Below are 16,343 nucleotides of genomic sequence, written 5' to 3'. Positions count from 1 at the left end.
AGAGTTCGCACATTCGCTTGAGGAGTCGATAACCCGCACATGCGTTTGCCCTATTTCTTTGCCGTAGGTCTTATCTTCCTCGCGTCGGCGGGCTTGTGCCTGCTGGCCGCCAGTTTTGCGGTAACCAAGGTCGAAGAATCCTCAGAATTTGCCGTGCGCCGGGCGCTGGACCTGAAAGGGCATGACTGGGCCGAGGTGCATTCAGACGGTTTGCGCGTGGTGCTGACGGGGACTGCCACGGACGAGGCCACACGCTTCAACGCGCTGACCGCGGCGGGAACCGAGGTCGATACCTCGCGGGTAATCGACGAAATGCAGGTGGCCCCGACAACAGAACTGGCCGCCCCCCGGTTCTCTGCCGAGATCCTGCGCAATGACAGCGGCATTTCGGTGATCGGCCTGATCCCTGCCAGCGAGGACCGCGAGGCGTTGATGGAGCGGTTAAGCAATCTGGACGGTGGCGCTCCGGTTTCGGACCTGATGGAAACCGCCGACTATCCCAAGCCCAAAGGGTGGGATGCCGCGATCACCTATGCCGTCGACGCGTTAACGCGCCTGCCGCGCGCCAAAATCTCGGCCAGCCCAGGGTTGGTCAAAATCACCGCAATTGCCGACAGCCAGCGGGAAAAGGAAAAGCTGGAACAGGATCTGACCCGCACCGCACCGCCAAGCTTGCGGATCGGACTGTCGATCTCGGCCCCGCGCCCGGTGATCACACCCTTTACCCTGCGCTTTCTGATCGACGCGAATGGCGGCCAGTTCGATGCCTGCTCGGCCCAGGACGAAAAGGCCCGCGACGCGATCATCACCGCCGCACAACAGGCGGGTATGACCGGCCCCTATAGTTGCACAATTGGGCTGGGCGTGCCGTCGCCTCGCTGGTCCGAAGCCGCAGTGCTGAGTATCAACGCGCTGGCCGAGTTGGGCGGCGGTTCTGTGACCATGTCGGATGCGGATATCACACTGGCTGCAGCAGAAGGCACCGAAGCCGGGGCGTTCGACCGCGTGGTGGGCGAGCTTGAGAACGCCCTGCCCCCGGTCTTTGCCCTACACGCCATTCTGCCCCCCCTCGATACCGAAGGTGAGGAAGGCCCGCCTGAATTCAATGCCACGCGCAGCCCCGAAGGGTTGGTGCAGATGCGCGGACGTCTGGGCGACGAGACACAGCGCGACATGGTAGACAGCTATGCCCGCGCCGCCTTTGGCTCGGAAATGGTCTACACCGCGACCCGCATTGCCCCGGACAGTTTGCCGATGGGCTGGCCGGTTCGTATTCTGACCGGGCTGGAAGCGCTGGCACAGTTGCACAACGGTGCTTTGACGATCACGCCGGATAATCTGGTCCTGAACGGCATCAGCCACGACCCAGATACGAAAGCGCAGATAGCGGGTCTGCTGTCAGAAAAGTTAGGTGACGCGCAGGAATTCACCCTGTCGATCACTTATCAGGAACCGCCCGAGCCCGAGGACAAACTGCCCGACCCCGAGGTGTGTGAAGAGCGCATCGCCGAGGTTCAGGCCGGCACCAAGATCGCCTTCGAGCCGGGCTCGGCCACCGTCGCCGCCGACTCGCGCGATACGGTGAACCAGATTGCCGACATCCTGCGCAAATGCGGCCCCATCCGGTTGGAGATTCAGGGCCATACCGACAGCCAGGGCCGCGAGGAAATGAACCAACAGCTCAGCCAGGCGCGGGCACAATCCATCCTGAACGAGCTGCGCGGGCGCCGCGTGCCCACTGCCAGCTATACCGCCATGGGCTATGGGGAATCGCAACCAATCGCCGACAACGACACAGAAGATGGCCGCGAGGAAAACCGCCGGATCGAGTTCCGCCTGATCCGCCCAGAGCCGGTGGAAAACACGGAAACCGGTCTGGACGCGATCGAGGCGGAAACGATCGAGGCCGAACAGACGGACAGCACCGCCTCAGACGCGGATGCAGGGGACCAGTAAAGTGAACAGAATCGAATTTATCATCGCCACCGCCATCATCCTGTTCGCGGCCTTCTGCATGGGCTGGTTCGCCAACTGGCTGGCGCACCGCCTGTCCCGCGTCCGCCAAAGCGATGTGGCCGATCTGGACCGCATGAGCCAGGAGTTGCACGAGGCCGAAGAAACCCGCGATCAGGCGATCACTTACCTGCAACAGCGCGAGGCTGAACTGACCAACCAACTGACCCAGACCGAGGCCGAACTGGCCGCCGCCATGGACGGCCTGCGGGCCGCCCGACAAGAGGCCGAAGAAATGCGCGGCCGCTTAAACAACGCGGATTAAACCCTACCAGCGGGTCAGCGCATCCTCGTCTTCTTCCTTCGCGGCAACCCATTCTTCACCGGTTTTGGTGATTTCCTTCTTCCAGAACGGCGCACGGGATTTCAGGTAGTCCATCAGGTACTCTGCTGCCTCGAACGCGTCCTTGCGATGCCGGGCGGCCGTGGCAACCATCATGATCCGATCCCCCGGCGCCAGTCGCCCGTGGCGGTGGATCACCAGCACATCACCCAGAGACCAGCGTGATCGCGCCTCTTCGGCGATCTTTGCAAGGGCGCGTTCGGTCATGCCGGGGTAATGCTCGATCTCCATCACATCCAGATCGCCCGAGGCCAGATCACGCACGACACCGGTAAAGGTCACAATCGCCCCGTTGGCTGCGTTGCCCGACGCAAATGCGTTGGCTTCAGCCCCCAGATCGAACGCTTCTTCCTGAACCGCAATACGCATCCTAGCCACCGGTCATCGGCGGAAAAAACGCGACCTCGCGCACGCCTGCCAGCGAGGCGTCAAAATCCGAAAGCTCCTGATCCAGTGCGACCCGCAGCGCAGACAGATCGGCGAAGGCCGCCGCATACCGGTCTTCGCGCGCGCTGAGTTCGACCACCAGATCAGAGACCGTTGCGGCCTGTGTTTCGACCTTTTCTTTCGGCAGGCCGATGCGTTCGCGCACCCAGGCGAAATACAGCACGTCCATCGGTTAGCTCTCCTTCAAATGGGGCATGGCTTTACGTAGGTAGTCATAGCCGGTGATCAATGTCAGTGTGGCGGCAATCCACAGCAGCCACAAACCGATACGGCCGGACCAGAACATCCCTTCCAGATGCCAGCGGATGTGGTTCAGGTCCTCGACTTGTCCGGTCAGAACCTGATCCATCGTCACGGCGTCCATACCGAAGGTGGCCATGACGAAATTATGCTCGAAGATACCTTGCGAGAACAGAACCGCAATGGCGACCATCTGCGCAGTCGTCTTCCACTTGGCCAGCTTGGTCACCTTCAGCGTGCCCGCCGTATCGCCCAGGTATTCACGCAGGCCCGAGACAAACACCTCGCGGAACAGGATCACGGTGGCGGGCAGCACCAGCCATGGTGTCCAGTGCTCGGTCGAATAACCCACAAGGATCATCAGCGCGATCACCACCATCGCCTTGTCAGCAATCGGATCCATCATTGCGCCGATCTTGGTTTCCTGTTTCCACGTGCGGGCCAGGTAGCCATCGAACCAGTCGGTGATCGCCGCTGTCATGAACAGGATCAGCGCGAACCAGTCTGCGTAAGGGCGGCTGAAATATAGAAACATCACGGCCAGACCGGGAGCTGCAAGAAGGCGCAGCACTGTCAGAATATTGGGCAGGTTCCACTTCATGGTTCGACACTACATTGCCGGTTCGGGACAGAAAAGACGGGCAGGCAAAAAACTGACCCGATCACAGGCGGTTGCAGGGCTAAAAGGCAAAGGGTCGCAACCGGGAACTCTCAGTCAGATACAGCTTGGCGCACGGCGTCTTTGCAGTCAGATTGGCGGACGGTTCAGGAGCAAAGGCACGTCGTGACTGCACATATTCAAACCGACCCCCGATCCAACCTGATCGGCAGCGCGTGGATGATCGCCGGAATGGCGTTGTTCGCGCTGGAGGATGCGCTGTTGAAGGGTGCATCCGCGGCCCTTCCTATCTGGCAAATCCTGCTGCTGTTCGGTGCGGGCGGGTCGGTGATCTTTGCGGTTACAGCCGTGCTGCGCGGAACATCATTGTTTCACCCCGATGTGTTATCGCGCCCCATGAAAGTGCGAGTGCTGTTCGAAATCCTCGGGCGGCTGTTCTATGTACTGGCCATCACGCTGACGCCTTTGTCCGCGGCCACGGTGATCCTGCAGGCCACTCCGCTGGTCGTGGTCGCAGGGGCCGCGTTGTTCTTTGGCGAAACTGTCGGCTGGCGCCGGTGGAGCGCCATTCTGATCGGCCTCATCGGTGTGGTTGTGATCATCCAGCCGACCGGTAACAGTTTCTCGGCCCTCTCCATCCTTGCGGTGCTGGGCATGCTGGGCTTTGCCGGGCGTGATCTGGCCAGCCGTGCCGCGCCGGCAACGCTGGGGACCGAGGTGCTGGGCTTCTACGGCTTTCTTTGCATCATCGTCGCCGGGCTGGCCTATCGGTTCTGGGAGGGTGTACCGATGGCACCGCTGGACCTGCACACCAGCCTGCATGTGGGCGGCGCGATTCTGATGGGCACGGCAGCTTACTCCGCGCTGATGAAAGCCATGCGGACGGGTGAAGTCTCGGCTGTCACGCCCTTCCGCTATTCCCGCCTGCTGTTCGGTGTCGGCTTGGGCGTGGTCATGTTTGGTGAGCAACTGGATCAGACTATGTGGATTGGCAGCGCGCTGATCGTGGCCTCGGGGCTTTATATCCTGTGGCGCGGACGAAAGACCTAGCCCTTGTCGTGAAAGAAGTCATAGACCTTCTGCGCCAACCCGGCCGAAATCCCGTCGACCGCCTTCAAATCTGCCAAGTTCGCGCGGCTTACCGCCTTAGCGCTGCCAAAATGCGCCAATAGCGCCCGTTTCCGTGCAGCCCCCACTCCGGGGATTTCGTCCAAAGGCGTTGCGCCCACAGCCTTGGCCCGTTTGGCGCGGTGGGTACCAATGGCAAAGCGGTGCGCCTCATCTCGCAGGCGCTGGACGAAGTACAAGACCGGGTCATTGCGTTTAAGCGCGAAGGGTCGCTGACCGATGCGATGGAACTCTTCCTTGCCATGGTCGCGGTCTACGCCCTTGGCAACCCCGACCATCGGAATATCCTCAACCCCATGGGCCTGCATGATCTCATGCACCGCACTAACCTGCCCGGCCCCGCCGTCAATCAGCAGAAGGTCGGGCCACATGCCCTTGTCACGATCCGGATCTTCTTTCTGCAGACGGGTAAAGCGGCGGGTCAGAACCTCTTTCATCATGCCGAAGTCATCGCCCGGGGTCAGATCATCACCACGGATATTGAACTTGCGATAGGCGTTCTTCATGAACCCCTCGGGGCCCGCGACGATCATGCCGCCCACCGCATTTGTGCCCTGAATGTGGCTGTTATCGTAGACCTCGATCCGGCTCGGCGGGTTATCCAGATCAAACGCCTCGGCCACACCGCGCAGCAGCTTGGCCTGCGTCGCGCTTTCTGACATGCGGCGGGCCAGAGACTCACGCGCATTGCGCAGGGCTCCGGCAACCAGTTCCTGTTTCTCGCCGCGTTGAGGAACAAGGATTTCCACCTTGCGGTCCGCCTTTTCAGACAGAGCCTCCTGCATCAGGTCGGCGTTTTCGATCCCATCCGACAGGATCAACTGCCGCGGCGGTTCCTTGTTGTCGTAGAACTGGCCGAGGAACGCTTCCATCACCTCAGCCGGGGACACATCCGCCCCGACCCGGGGGTAGAAATCCTTGTTCCCCCAATTCTGGTTAGCGCGGATAAAGAACACCTGAACGCACGCCTGCCCGCTATCCATATAGAGCCCAATTATGTCCGCCTCGGCTACGCCGCGCGGGTTGATACCCTGAGAGGTCTGTACCTGGGTCAGCGCCCGGATACGGTCTCGCAGACCGGCGGCGCGTTCGAACTCCATCGCCTCGGACGCGGCCATCATCTGCTCGGCCAGCTCTTCCTGCACTTTGGTCGAGCGGCCCGACAGGAAACGTTCGGCATCCTTGACGCTCTCACGGTAATCCACCTCCGAGATCAGTCCGACACACGGCCCCGAACAGCGCTTGATCTGATAGAGCAGACAGGGCCGCGTACGGCTGTCGAACATGGAATCTGAGCAATTGCGCAGCAGGAACGCCTTTTGCAGCTGGTTCAGGGTCCGGTTCACCGCGCCGGCACTGGCGAAGGGACCGAAATAAGCGCCTTTCTCTTTCTTTGCACCACGATGCTTTTTGATCTGCGGAAAGGCGTGTTCCTTGGCGACCAAAATATTGGGAAAGCTTTTATCGTCCCGCAACAGCACATTGTATTTGGGTTTGAGCTGCTTGATCAAGTTCTGCTCAAGCAGCAGCGCCTCGGTCTCGGTCCGCGTGGTCAGGAACATCATCGAAGCGGTCGAAGCGATCATCTTTTCGATCCGCCCCGAATGACCCGGGCGCGTATAGTTCGACACCCGCGCCTTCAGATTCCGCGCCTTTCCCACGTACAGAACCCGGCTGTCGGCATCCAGCATCCGGTACACACCGGGCGAGCTGTCCAGCGTTTTCACATAGCGCTGGATACAAGCATAGCCGGTGGGCTGAATGTCCGGATTCGATTCGTCCTGGGTCGTCATGGGCCTGAGATATGATTCCCTGACCGCGGCTGCAATCTTGAGGGCCGCAGATCAAGAGAAAACAAATCCACGGTTTCTGTGGATAACTGCGCAGATAAGTTTCCGGGGACGGCGAATTTCCCTTGTTTACTTGCGGATTTCCCAATTTGCACAAAAAATAGGCACATGTGTAACTTATTGTTTTTATGTTATATTATTTTGTGCACAAGGCAAGTACATGAAAAACAAGACATTTTTGTAACGAGCAGGTAACAGGAATGCGAGCGGTGCAAAACTTGCAACAGAATTACCTATTCTACCCCCAGAACATCCGGCGTTTGCCAGCCCAGATGCTGCCCGCCATCCACGCATAAAAGCTGTCCGGTAACGGCATGTGCATCCAGAAAATACCCCAAGGCAGCCGTGATATCCGCGGCGTTCGCCCCGCGCTCCAGCACCGTGTTGGCACGCTGTGCCTTAAAGTGATCTGCGGATTGCCGATGCCCCTGAATCGTCGGTCCGGGGCCGATGGCGTTGACGCGGATCGCAGGGGTCAGCGCCTGAGCGGCGGTGCGGGTCAGCGCCCACAGGCCCATCTTGGCGATGGTATAGGACATGAACTCGGGCGTTAGCTTGCGTACCCGCATATCGACCATGTTCACTATCAGCCCGGTGGCGACGGGTTCGCCCGCCTCATCCGTGTCTGGCGTCAGCCCCTGTTCTGCCACCGCCTGCGTCAGCACAAAGGGTGCGCGCAGATTGCTGTCCATATGCCGGTCCCAGCTTTGCCGGGTGGCCGTGCTGATATTGTCGTATTCAAAGATCGAGGCATTGTTGACCAGACAGGTGATCGGTCCGCCCAGCGCCTCGGCCGCACGGGGCAGCAGCGCGCTGACCTGTGCCTCGTCTAGTAGATCGGCCTGCAAAGCCACCGCCTTACGGCCTAGGGCCTGAACTTCGGCTACCGTTTCCTGCGCGGGCTGTTCCGAAGTGGCGAAATGCACGGCAACGTCATAGCCGCGACGCGCAAGATACAGGGCCATGGCCCGGCCAAGACGAATTCCGGCACCGGTCACTAACGCTCGGGTCATGGACGTTTCCTCTTGATCTAATCACACCAGCAACACGACGACGTAGACTGCATATAGCAGGGTCAACACGAAACCCCAGGTGCGTGTGATGTCCTGTTTGAAAAACACGAACGGGGCCAGCAGCAGAGAGGCACCCAGCATGACCCACAGGTCGAACCGCAGGAATTCCGGATCAACAGGAATCGGTCCAACCAGCGTGGCAATCCCGACAATGGCCAGCAGGTTGAACATGTTCGACCCGATCACATTGCCCAGCGCCACATCCGCCTGCCGCCGTAGCGCCGCCATCACTGTTGTCGCCAGTTCCGGCAGAGATGTCCCGACCGCAACCAGCGTCAAGCCAATCACCGTTTCGCTTACGCCGTAGGTGAGGGCGATGACCGTGGCATATTCGACCAACAGATGCGCCCCCATCGGCAGGCCAATCAGGCCCAGCACCAGATATATCGAAATCTTCCAGTAGGCCATGTTGGGGTCGGCCTCTTCCAGACCGTCCAGATCTTCATCTTCGGCGCAGGCCTGACCACAGGCTTTGCGGTGCGCATGCGCCTCGCGGAAGGCGTTCCACAGAACCAGACCCAATGCCGCGAGCAGGATCGCCCCACTGACCAGAGTGAACACACCGCAAAAGGCCAGACCGATGAACAGCACCGAAGCCAACAGCATGAAAACATAGTTCCTGCGGCTGTTGCATTCGCTGGTGTGCAGTGTCGACAGCAAGGCCGGCACACCCAAAACCAAGAGGATATTCGCCGTATTCGACCCGACCACGTTACCAAGGGCGATCCCCGGCGCGTTTTCCTTGATCGCGCTGATGGCGATCAAAAGCTCGGGCGCCGAGGTGCCAAAGGCCACGATCGTCAGGCTGACGATCAGCGCGGGCACGCCAAGACGCAGGCTCAGGTTCACTGCACCGCGCACCAGTGCGTCACCCGCCAGCAACAGGATCAACAATCCAAGGCCGGATAACAGCCATGCCGTCATGTACGGCCTCCTTTTTCGCAGGCGCAGGGGCCTTTGCCGATCCTGAACCGTCTGCAGCGCGGGCATCTTGAGGATTGCAACCTTTTCTGCCCCGGAAAGCGCAGCTTGCCGAACATCGCCAATACACCCATGGCAATCAGAAACAGGGTGACAATCTTGATAATCACGTCACAAACCGAAACGCGCGTAGGCAGCACGCTCCTCAAGCCCGGCGATGGCGTCCTGCGCCAGCGAGGTGCCGAACCGCGACCAGATCGGTTTGCGCAGCCCATAGCGGCGAAACTTGACCTTGTCGCCAAAGCGTTCCTGCATCTTCGGTTTCAGATGCGCGATGCCATCGATCAAGCCCAGTTCCTGCGCCCGCCGTGCCAGCCAGATTTCCCCGGTGAACAGGTCCTGACTTTCGTCCAGCTTGCTGCCACGGCGGGTTTTAACATGGGTGATGAAATTCTCGTGGATGTCGGCCAACAGGGTTTCCAGCCGCGCGACATCCTCTTTCTTTTCCGGCGCAAACGGGTCGAGCATGGATTTCGACTGCCCCGCCGTATGCACACGTCGCTCGATTCCCTGCCGTTTCAGCAGGACATGGGCACCAAAGCCGGACGAAATCACCCCGATTGACCCCAATACCGAACTGTCATCGGCATAAATCTCGTCCGCCGCAGCAGCCAACCAGTAACCACCCGAGGCCGCCACATCCTCGACAAACGCGATGACGGGGACATTCAGTTCATCGGACAGACGCCGGATTCGCGCGCCAATCAACGAGCTTTGCACCGGCGAGCCACCGGGCGAGTTGATCTCTAGCGCGACAGTAGCGGGTTTGCCCTTACGAAAGGCTTTCTCGAGTACCGGGGCCAGCGCGGTGTCGGACATCGACCCACGCCCGGCCATCCCGATGGCACCGGACAGGCGCACAACGGCCACGCAGGGTTGCTTTTTGAGAAACGGCAGGCTGAGTTTCATGGATGCCGATGTAGAGTGCACCCATCCGGTAAACAAGGGACCGCTTGGCCGATAGACGTGACGTGAACACATTTCCCGGGACCGGTGGGCAAAAATGCAACGCCCGATACAACCTAGCTGCGAATGCGCCAGCCGGTTTTGAAGATCCACCAGATAATGCCCAGACACAGGCCGGTAAACGCGACAATAGCCAACAAGCTGAACCCGATCGGCACATCCGCCAGCCCATAGAATGACCACCGGAACCCCGAGATCAGATAGACCACCGGATTGAACAGGGTAATGGTCTGCCACAGCGGCGGCAGCATAGAGATGGAATAGAACGTGCCCCCCAGAAAGATCAGCGGTGTCACTACAAGTTGCGGTACCAGCGACATCTGTTCAAAGTTGCTGGCCCAGATGCCGATGATGAATCCCAGCAGCGAAAAGCTGAGGCAAGACAGGATCAGAAAAGCCGCCATTGCAAACGGGTGTTCGATGCGTAAATCCACAAAGAATGAGGCTGTTACGAGGATGACCAACCCCACGAACAACGACTTGGTCGCCGCAGCCCCAACATAGCCGATTACAATCTCGATAAAGTTCACGGGCGCTGACAGCAGCTCGTAAATCGTGCCCAGGAACTTGGGAAAGTATATTCCGAAGGACGCGTTGGAGATCGCCAACATGACCACCGACAGCATGATCAGCCCCGGCACGATGAACGCGCCATAGGAAACGCCCTCGACTTCTTGAATACGGCTGCCTATGGCGGTGCCGAAAACCACGAAATACAGCGAGGTCGACAGGACCGGCGACAGAAAGCTCTGCGCCAGAGTGCGAAAGAACCGGGCCATTTCAAAGCGGTAGATTGCGGCGATGGCGGACCAGTTCATGCGGGCTCTCCGGACACCAGATTGACGAATATCTCTTCCAGACTCGACTGGCGGGTTTGCACATCGCGCAACACCAGCCCCGCCTGCGCCACGTCATTCAACAAGGTGGTGATGCCGGTACGGTCCGCATGGGTATCGTAGGTATAGACCAGCGCATCACCATTGCCGTTCAGCGCCAGGTTATGCGCCGCCAAACTGTCCGGGATGGTCTGGATCGGCTCGGTCAGCATCACCTCAAGCTGCTTTTTACCCATCTGCGACATCAACATTTCTTTTTCCTGCACAAGCAGAAGTTCACCCTTGTCAATGACGCCGACACGGTCGGCGATGGCTTCGGCCTCTTCGATATAATGGGTCGTCAGGATGATGGTTACGCCGGCCCGTTTCAATTCGGCGACGATCTCCCACATATCCTTGCGCAACTCGACATCTACTCCGGCGGTGGGTTCATCCAGAAACAGCACCCGCGGCTCGTGCGACAGCGCCTTGGCGATCAGAACCCGGCGTTTCATACCTCCGGACAGCTCCTTGATCGCGTTCTTGCGCTTGTCCCACAGGGACAGCTTGCGCAGAATGTCTTCGATCTTGGCATCATCGCGGCCCAGACCGAACAGGCCTCGCGACAGGCGCACCGTGTTCCAGACCTTCTCGAAAGGCTCCAGCGCAATCTCCTGCGGCACCAGACCGATCATCCGACGTGCGGCGCGGAAATCCGTCTGTATATCGTGACCGCCCACCGTCACCTTGCCCGACGTCGGTGTGGTGATGCCGCAGATGGTCGAGATCAGTGTCGTCTTCCCCGCCCCGTTGGGCCCGAGCAGCGCCAGGATTTCCCCCTGCTCGATATCCAGCGAGACACCTTTCAACGCCTCGAACCCATCGGCATAGGATTTGCGCAGATCCTTAATGGAAAGAATGGCTGTCATGCATGTTCCCTGTTCTGGGGCGACCCTACCCCGCCCGCCCAGCGCAGAACAGGCCAATTTCGCACAGGACCCTGCGCTTTTTTGCGGGTGGTTAACGCACCGCCTCAACCGTCTTGGGCCTTGCAATTCGGCAGCGATCCCGAAACCCTGCGGCGAAACGGAGGGGCGCGATGCTGAACGGTATTCGAATAATTGAAATCGAGGGGCTGGGCCCCGCTCCCTTTGCAGCAATGCTGCTGGCGGATATGGGCGCGGATGTGATTACCATTCACCGCAAAGGGCAGGCCGTAACACCAGGAATGCCTGAGCGTTCGATTCTGGATCGCGGCAAACGATCGATTGATCTGAACCTGAAAAACGAGAGCGATCTGCAGGTTGCCAAACGCCTGATCACCTCGGCCGATGCGCTTATCGAAGGCTTCCGTCCGGGCGTGATGGAAAAACTTGGCCTCGGCCCCGCCACATTCCATGAGCTGAACCCCAAACTGGTCTACGGCCGGATGACCGGCTGGGGTCAGAAAAGCCCCTTGTCAAATACGGCCGGTCATGACCTGAACTATATCGCCTTGTCCGGAGCGCTCTGGTACGGCTCCGCCCCTGGCCAACCACCACAAACCCCGGCCACACTTGTCGGTGACATTGGCGGCGGTGCCATGTATCTGGTCGCGGGCCTTCTGGCCGGACTGCTGAACGCGCAGACAACCGGCACAGGCACGGTGGTCGATGCCGCCATTTACGATGGCTCGGCCCATATGATGAACCTGCTGATGAGTTTGGGCCAATCCGGCAATCTGTCCGAGACGCGCGGCCAAAGCCTGCTGGACGGCCCACACTGGAGCCGTACCTACACCTGCGCCGATGGCGGCTTCGTGACGGTCCAATGCCTTGAACCCAAGTTCTACGCCCTGTTTCTGCAAAAGCTGGGACTGTCGGACGATCCTGAGTTCCAACAGCAGTACGATCCCGCGACCTGGCCTGCACTCACCCAACGCCTAACCGAAGTCTTCGCCAGCAAACCCCGGGATCATTGGGCAGACCTGTTCGAAGGCACTGATGCCTGCGTCGCACCAGTCCTCAGCCCAACCGAAGCAATGGGCCATCCGATGAATATCGCGCGCCAGGCGTGGCACGCACCCGACGGCGCCCTGCAAGCCGCCGCCGCCCCCAGATTCTCTACATTCGAATGGCAGCCCAAACCCAGCCCCACGCGCGGAGAACACCGCAAGGACATTCTGAACGAGTTGAACGCGCAGCAAACGCCCGTTTCTTCATCTGGCTGAAAACAAACCGGAGGATGAATCGGCTATAGGCCAGGAAGGGGGTGGCCCCCTTAGCTTTTTACCGGCCGCGCACCGCGTCGATCATCAGTTGTACGTTTTCCGGATTCGCATCCGGCGTGATCCCGTGACCGAGGTTGAAAATATGAGGCCCCTTCGAGAACGCCTCGACGATCCGGCGCGTCTCATCCACCAGCGCCTGGCCTCCGGTCACCATATGCGACGAGGCCAGATTGCCCTGCACGCAACCATCGACCTGCACATGTTCGGCTGCCCATTCCGGCGATACCGAGTTGTCCAGCGCCACACAATCCACTCCGGTCGCGTTGGCGAATCCAACATACCCATCGCCAGCCTCACGCGGGAAACCGATCACCGGGATACCGGGATGGCGCTCCTTGATGGCCTGCGTAATCACGCGGCACGGCTCAACCGCGTATTTCCGGAACGCCTCACCCTTCAGGGACCCTGCCCAACTGTCAAAGATCTTGACCACCTCGGCCCCTGCCTCGATCTGCGCCGAAAGGTATTCGATCGTCGCCAGCGTGATCCGCTCCAACAGCGCTTCAAACAGGGCGGTGTTTTCCTCGCGCAGCGCATGGGCCGGACCCTGATCCGGCGTGCCACGTCCGGCGATCATATAGGTGGCCACCGTCCATGGCGCGCCCGCAAACCCGATCAGAGTCGTCTCGGACGGCAATTCCCGCGACAGGATGCGGACAGTTTCATACACCGGTGACAGGGTCTCGTGGATGTCCTCAACCGGTTTCAAAGCATCAAATTCCGATTGCTGCGTGATGGTCGACAGACGCGGGCCTTCCCCGGTGACGAACCACAGATCCGCGCCCAGTGCCTGCGGCACCAGCAGGATGTCGGCAAACAGGATCGCCGCGTCGAACCCGTAGCGTCGGATCGGCTGCAGGGTCACCTCGGCCGCCAGTTCCGGGTTGTAGCACAGTGAAAGGAAATCCCCCGCCTGCGCACGTGTCGCCCGGTACTCCGGCAGATACCGCCCGGCCTGACGCATCATCCAGATCGGCGGTACATCCTGTACCTCGCCCGCCAGCGCCCGCAGCAGTGTCTTTGTCTCGGCCATCTTTGCCCCCAATCATCCGGTTTGTCGCAACGGGTCTGCCTTCGGCGGCAATTTGTCAAGCCATGCCCCCATTGTCAGGGCAATGTGACGCGACTAAAGCTGTGCGCATGACACTGAACCTGCCCACACCCGCCTCACCGCTCAAGATCGGCACCCGTGGCTCGCCCCTGGCGCTGGCACAAGCCTATGAAACCCGGCAACGGCTGGGCACGGCATTCGACCTGCCGGAAGAGGCATTCGAAATCGTGGTGATCAAGACCACCGGTGACAACCGCGCCATGATCGACGCGGATCGCCCGCTGAAAGAGATCGGTAACAAGGGACTGTTCACCAAGGAAATAGAAGAGGCGATGTTGCGGGGCGACATCGACATCGCGGTGCATTCCACCAAGGACATGCCGGTGGAACAGCCCGAGGGTTTGGTGCTGGACACCTTCCTGCCGCGCGAAGATGTGCGCGATGCGTTCATCTCACCCAGCCTGAGCTCGATCCACGACCTGTCACAGGGCGCGGTGGTCGGCACGTCGTCGCTGCGCCGCCGGGCGCAACTGCTGAACCGGCGGCCCGACCTGAATGTGGTCGAGTTCCGCGGCAACGTGCAAACCCGGCTGAAAAAGCTGGCCGACGGCGTGGCCGACTGTACTTTTCTGGCCATGGCCGGCATCCGCCGCCTGAACATGGACGAGGTTCCAGCCACCGCCATCGCGCCCGAGGACATGCTGCCTGCCATCGCGCAGGGCACGATCGGCATCGAGCGTCGCAGCGACGATTCCCGCGCTGCGGGTATGCTTGAGGCAATCCATCACGTCGAAACCGGCAAGCGCCTCGCTGCCGAACGTGCCCTGCTGGCCGCGCTGGATGGCTCGTGCGAAACCCCGATCGCCGGGCTGGCTGAAATGCAGGGCAACCAGCTGCGCCTACGCGGTGAAGTGCTGCGTCCTGACGGGTCCGAGTCGATCTCGGAAGACATCACCGGCGCGGTTGCCGACGGTGCCGAAATGGGCCGCGCAATGGCACATTCACTGTTAAAAAAAGCTGGTCCAGGCTTCTTCGACTGGAGAAATTGAAAAAAATTTGAGTAATGTGAATTACTTCACTGTAGGTTGCATCCCGATCTGGCATTAAGGTGTCACACCGATGAGATGAAGGAACAATCTCGATAAAGTCGAAAGTTTTTTCAGTTTTTTCGCTTAAGTGGTATTCGAGGGGGCGAGACTGTACCAAATCACTGATCGGTTAGGGCCGCTGTCATATTTCGACAGCGGCCCAATTCTTTTTGTATCGAACGTCAGGAAGCGCTGATAGCTTCTACCGCCTTTTCAACAGCCGCACGGGTCTGATCCAGATCAGCCTTGGTTACAGCCAATGACGGGTAAAGCTTGCCGGGGGATTTGAATATACCGTGCGCACGCAACGTATCGTTGTAAACGACATTCCGGCGCGGGTCGTCATGTTTGGCACTGCGGTAATCCCGGCAGGCTGCATTTGTAAAATAGATATCGAACAGCGTTTCATCGCCGACGACGCGATGGGGAATACCCGCTTTGTTCAGAGCATCCACTTGTATCTGTTGCAACGCGACCCCGGTTGCGCGCAACTGGTCAAAGGTGCCTTCACGCCGCAAAATCTCCATCGTCTTAAGACCCGCGACTGAGGCGACAGGGTTCCCGGACAAGGTACCCAACTGCATCAGCCACCCCTCTTCGCCAACCTGCGCCTTGTCGAAGTGCTTCATAATCTCCGCACTTGCGCCCAGCGCGGCCAGAGGAAAGCCACCGCCAATGATTTTGCCCAGCGTGCAGATATCTGGCGTAACCCCATATCGTTCCTGCGCGCCGCCATAGGCCAGCCGGAATCCGGTGACGATCTCATCGAAAATCAGCAAGACGTTGTACTTGTCGCACAGATCGCGCAGACCCTGCAGGTATCCGGGCAGGGGCGGGACGATCCGTTGCAGCGGCTCGACCATAATCGCGGCGATGTCGTCATGCTCGCCCAGCAAGGCCGCGACGGCCTCAAGATCGTTAAAGGGCGCGATTAGCATCTGCTCGGCCACGCTGTCTGGAATACCGGCACTGTCCGGCACCGCCTGCGGGAAATTGACCCGTCGGCTGGGGGCTAGGCTCATCTGCGCCTCGGCGCTCATACCGTGGTAGCCGCCCTCGAATTTCAGGATCTTGTTGCGTCCGGTATAGGCGCGGGCCAAACGGATGGCGTACATATCCGCCTCACCGCCCGAAGCGACAAAACGCACCTGTTCGCAGCAGGGCACGGCCTCGACGATGGCCGCAGCCAGTTCGATGCCTTTGGAGTTGTTGGCAAAGAAGGTCATGCCCTTGGGCAGTTGCTCCAGCACGGCCTCCATCACCTCGGGGTGGCCATGGCCCAGCAGCATGGGCCCGGAGCCGATCAGATAGTCGATGTACTCAGTGCCATCCTCATCCCAGACCCGGCTGCCTTGGCCACGGGCGATGATGATACCGGGGTCGAAATTGCCAAATCCCCCGGCAGGCAGAACCTTATTCGCGCGGGTGATCCATTCGGATTGAGTATTGATCTTCAGCAT

At 59.9% G+C, this 16,343-nt stretch carries 15 protein-coding genes and 1 pseudogene; 5 read left to right on the top strand and 11 right to left on the bottom strand.

Features of this window, described 5'->3' with window-relative positions; genetic code table 11:
* Positions 1–39 precede the first annotated feature (39 nt).
* Both ACR0IK_RS12595 and ACR0IK_RS12590 read left to right on the top strand, forming a co-directional pair.
* A complete protein-coding gene (locus tag ACR0IK_RS12595; protein WP_480641741.1) occupies positions 40–1,956 on the top strand; it encodes an OmpA family protein in 1,917 nt (638 codons plus the stop codon).
* A 1-nt stretch (position 1,957) separates the two neighbouring features.
* Positions 1,958–2,278: a hypothetical protein gene (locus tag ACR0IK_RS12590; protein ID WP_480592626.1), complete on the top strand. Its 321-nt coding sequence runs from the start codon at positions 1,958–1,960 to the stop codon at positions 2,276–2,278.
* Between the two features lie 3 nt (positions 2,279–2,281).
* Here ACR0IK_RS12590 and ACR0IK_RS12585 read toward each other — a convergent pair whose 3' ends face one another.
* The 3 genes from ACR0IK_RS12585 to pgsA are packed head-to-tail and all read right to left on the bottom strand — an operon-like array spanning position 2,282 to position 3,644.
* A complete protein-coding gene (locus ACR0IK_RS12585; protein ID WP_480592624.1) occupies positions 2,282–2,725 on the bottom strand; it encodes a molybdenum cofactor biosynthesis protein MoaE in 444 nt (147 codons plus the stop codon).
* 1 nt (position 2,726) lies between these two features.
* Positions 2,727–2,972: a molybdopterin converting factor subunit 1 gene (gene moaD, locus ACR0IK_RS12580; RefSeq protein ID WP_421597323.1), complete on the bottom strand. Its 246-nt coding sequence runs from the start codon at positions 2,970–2,972 to the stop codon at positions 2,727–2,729.
* Positions 2,973–2,975: 3 nt separating this feature from the next.
* On the bottom strand, positions 2,976–3,644 hold the full coding sequence (gene pgsA, locus ACR0IK_RS12575) for a CDP-diacylglycerol--glycerol-3-phosphate 3-phosphatidyltransferase (RefSeq protein WP_480641740.1): 669 nt from the start codon (positions 3,642–3,644) through the stop codon (positions 2,976–2,978).
* A gap of 183 nt (positions 3,645–3,827) precedes the next feature.
* Here pgsA and ACR0IK_RS12570 point away from each other — a divergent pair, with 183 nt between their 5' ends.
* On the top strand, positions 3,828–4,712 hold the full coding sequence (locus ACR0IK_RS12570; protein ID WP_480592619.1) for a DMT family transporter: 885 nt from the start codon (positions 3,828–3,830) through the stop codon (positions 4,710–4,712).
* Here the strand turns inward: ACR0IK_RS12570 and uvrC are convergent.
* The 6 genes and pseudogenes from uvrC to ACR0IK_RS12540 form a co-directional block, all read right to left on the bottom strand.
* On the bottom strand, positions 4,709–6,583 hold the full coding sequence (gene uvrC / locus ACR0IK_RS12565; protein ID WP_480592617.1) for an excinuclease ABC subunit UvrC: 1,875 nt from the start codon (positions 6,581–6,583) through the stop codon (positions 4,709–4,711). The genes ACR0IK_RS12570 and uvrC overlap by 4 nt on opposite strands.
* Before the next feature lie 290 nt (positions 6,584–6,873).
* Positions 6,874–7,659: pseudogene (locus ACR0IK_RS12560) on the bottom strand (SDR family oxidoreductase); the annotation flags it as partial.
* A gap of 15 nt (positions 7,660–7,674) precedes the next feature.
* Entirely contained in the window at positions 7,675–8,637 is a 963-nt protein-coding gene (locus tag ACR0IK_RS12555; RefSeq protein ID WP_480592612.1) for a calcium/sodium antiporter, read from the bottom strand.
* A 168-nt stretch (positions 8,638–8,805) separates the two neighbouring features.
* Positions 8,806–9,603: a S49 family peptidase gene (locus tag ACR0IK_RS12550; protein ID WP_480641874.1), complete on the bottom strand. Its 798-nt coding sequence runs from the start codon at positions 9,601–9,603 to the stop codon at positions 8,806–8,808.
* A 113-nt stretch (positions 9,604–9,716) separates the two neighbouring features.
* Positions 9,717–10,478: an ABC transporter permease gene (locus ACR0IK_RS12545; RefSeq protein WP_475207878.1), complete on the bottom strand. Its 762-nt coding sequence runs from the start codon at positions 10,476–10,478 to the stop codon at positions 9,717–9,719.
* On the bottom strand, positions 10,475–11,404 hold the full coding sequence (locus tag ACR0IK_RS12540; protein ID WP_480592608.1) for an ABC transporter ATP-binding protein: 930 nt from the start codon (positions 11,402–11,404) through the stop codon (positions 10,475–10,477). The genes ACR0IK_RS12545 and ACR0IK_RS12540 overlap by 4 nt, the downstream gene beginning before the upstream one ends.
* A 170-nt stretch (positions 11,405–11,574) precedes the next feature.
* Here ACR0IK_RS12540 and ACR0IK_RS12535 point away from each other — a divergent pair, with 170 nt between their 5' ends.
* The gene (locus ACR0IK_RS12535) at positions 11,575–12,684 is read left to right on the top strand and encodes a CaiB/BaiF CoA transferase family protein (RefSeq protein ID WP_480641739.1); all 1,110 of its coding nucleotides are present in this window, start codon (positions 11,575–11,577) and stop codon (positions 12,682–12,684) included.
* Between the two features lie 58 nt (positions 12,685–12,742).
* On the opposite strand, the gene hemE is transcribed toward ACR0IK_RS12535, so the two are convergent.
* Entirely contained in the window at positions 12,743–13,777 is a 1,035-nt protein-coding gene (gene hemE, locus ACR0IK_RS12530) for a uroporphyrinogen decarboxylase (protein WP_480592604.1), read from the bottom strand.
* A gap of 107 nt (positions 13,778–13,884) precedes the next feature.
* Between hemE and hemC the strand changes: the two genes are divergently transcribed.
* A complete protein-coding gene (gene hemC, locus ACR0IK_RS12525) occupies positions 13,885–14,844 on the top strand; it encodes a hydroxymethylbilane synthase (protein WP_480592602.1) in 960 nt (319 codons plus the stop codon).
* A 221-nt stretch (positions 14,845–15,065) separates the two neighbouring features.
* On the opposite strand, the gene ACR0IK_RS12520 is transcribed toward hemC, so the two are convergent.
* Positions 15,066–16,343, bottom strand: a complete 1,278-nt coding sequence (locus ACR0IK_RS12520; protein WP_480641738.1) for an aspartate aminotransferase family protein — start codon at positions 16,341–16,343, stop codon at positions 15,066–15,068.

This window comes from Ruegeria sp. BF7 (assembly GCF_056538605.1).
The sequence above is the reverse complement of the archived record's forward strand: the minus strand, read 5'-3'. Positions and strand labels throughout refer to the sequence as shown.

What these genes read in the sequence shown, in the direction of transcription:
- ACR0IK_RS12595 (WP_480641741.1), top strand. Translation starts at nt 40, where the DNA reads ATGCGTTTGCCCTATTTCTTTGCCGTAGGTCTTATCTTCCTCGCGTCG.
- ACR0IK_RS12585 (WP_480592624.1), bottom strand. Translation starts at nt 2,725, where the DNA reads ATGCGTATTGCGGTTCAGGAAGAAGCGTTCGATCTGGGGGCTGAAGCC.
- moaD (WP_421597323.1), bottom strand. Translation starts at nt 2,972, where the DNA reads ATGGACGTGCTGTATTTCGCCTGGGTGCGCGAACGCATCGGCCTGCCG.
- pgsA (WP_480641740.1), bottom strand. Translation starts at nt 3,644, where the DNA reads ATGAAGTGGAACCTGCCCAATATTCTGACAGTGCTGCGCCTTCTTGCA.
- uvrC (WP_480592617.1), bottom strand. Translation starts at nt 6,583, where the DNA reads ATGACGACCCAGGACGAATCGAATCCGGACATTCAGCCCACCGGCTAT.
- ACR0IK_RS12555 (WP_480592612.1), bottom strand. Translation starts at nt 8,637, where the DNA reads ATGACGGCATGGCTGTTATCCGGCCTTGGATTGTTGATCCTGTTGCTG.
- ACR0IK_RS12550 (WP_480641874.1), bottom strand. Translation starts at nt 9,603, where the DNA reads ATGAAACTCAGCCTGCCGTTTCTCAAAAAGCAACCCTGCGTGGCCGTT.
- ACR0IK_RS12545 (WP_475207878.1), bottom strand. Translation starts at nt 10,478, where the DNA reads ATGAACTGGTCCGCCATCGCCGCAATCTACCGCTTTGAAATGGCCCGG.
- ACR0IK_RS12540 (WP_480592608.1), bottom strand. Translation starts at nt 11,404, where the DNA reads ATGACAGCCATTCTTTCCATTAAGGATCTGCGCAAATCCTATGCCGAT.
- ACR0IK_RS12535 (WP_480641739.1), top strand. Translation starts at nt 11,575, where the DNA reads ATGCTGAACGGTATTCGAATAATTGAAATCGAGGGGCTGGGCCCCGCT.
- hemE (WP_480592604.1), bottom strand. Translation starts at nt 13,777, where the DNA reads ATGGCCGAGACAAAGACACTGCTGCGGGCGCTGGCGGGCGAGGTACAG.
- hemC (WP_480592602.1), top strand. Translation starts at nt 13,885, where the DNA reads ATGACACTGAACCTGCCCACACCCGCCTCACCGCTCAAGATCGGCACC.
- ACR0IK_RS12520 (WP_480641738.1), bottom strand. Translation starts at nt 16,343, where the DNA reads ATGCTGAAGATCAATACTCAATCCGAATGGATCACCCGCGCGAATAAG.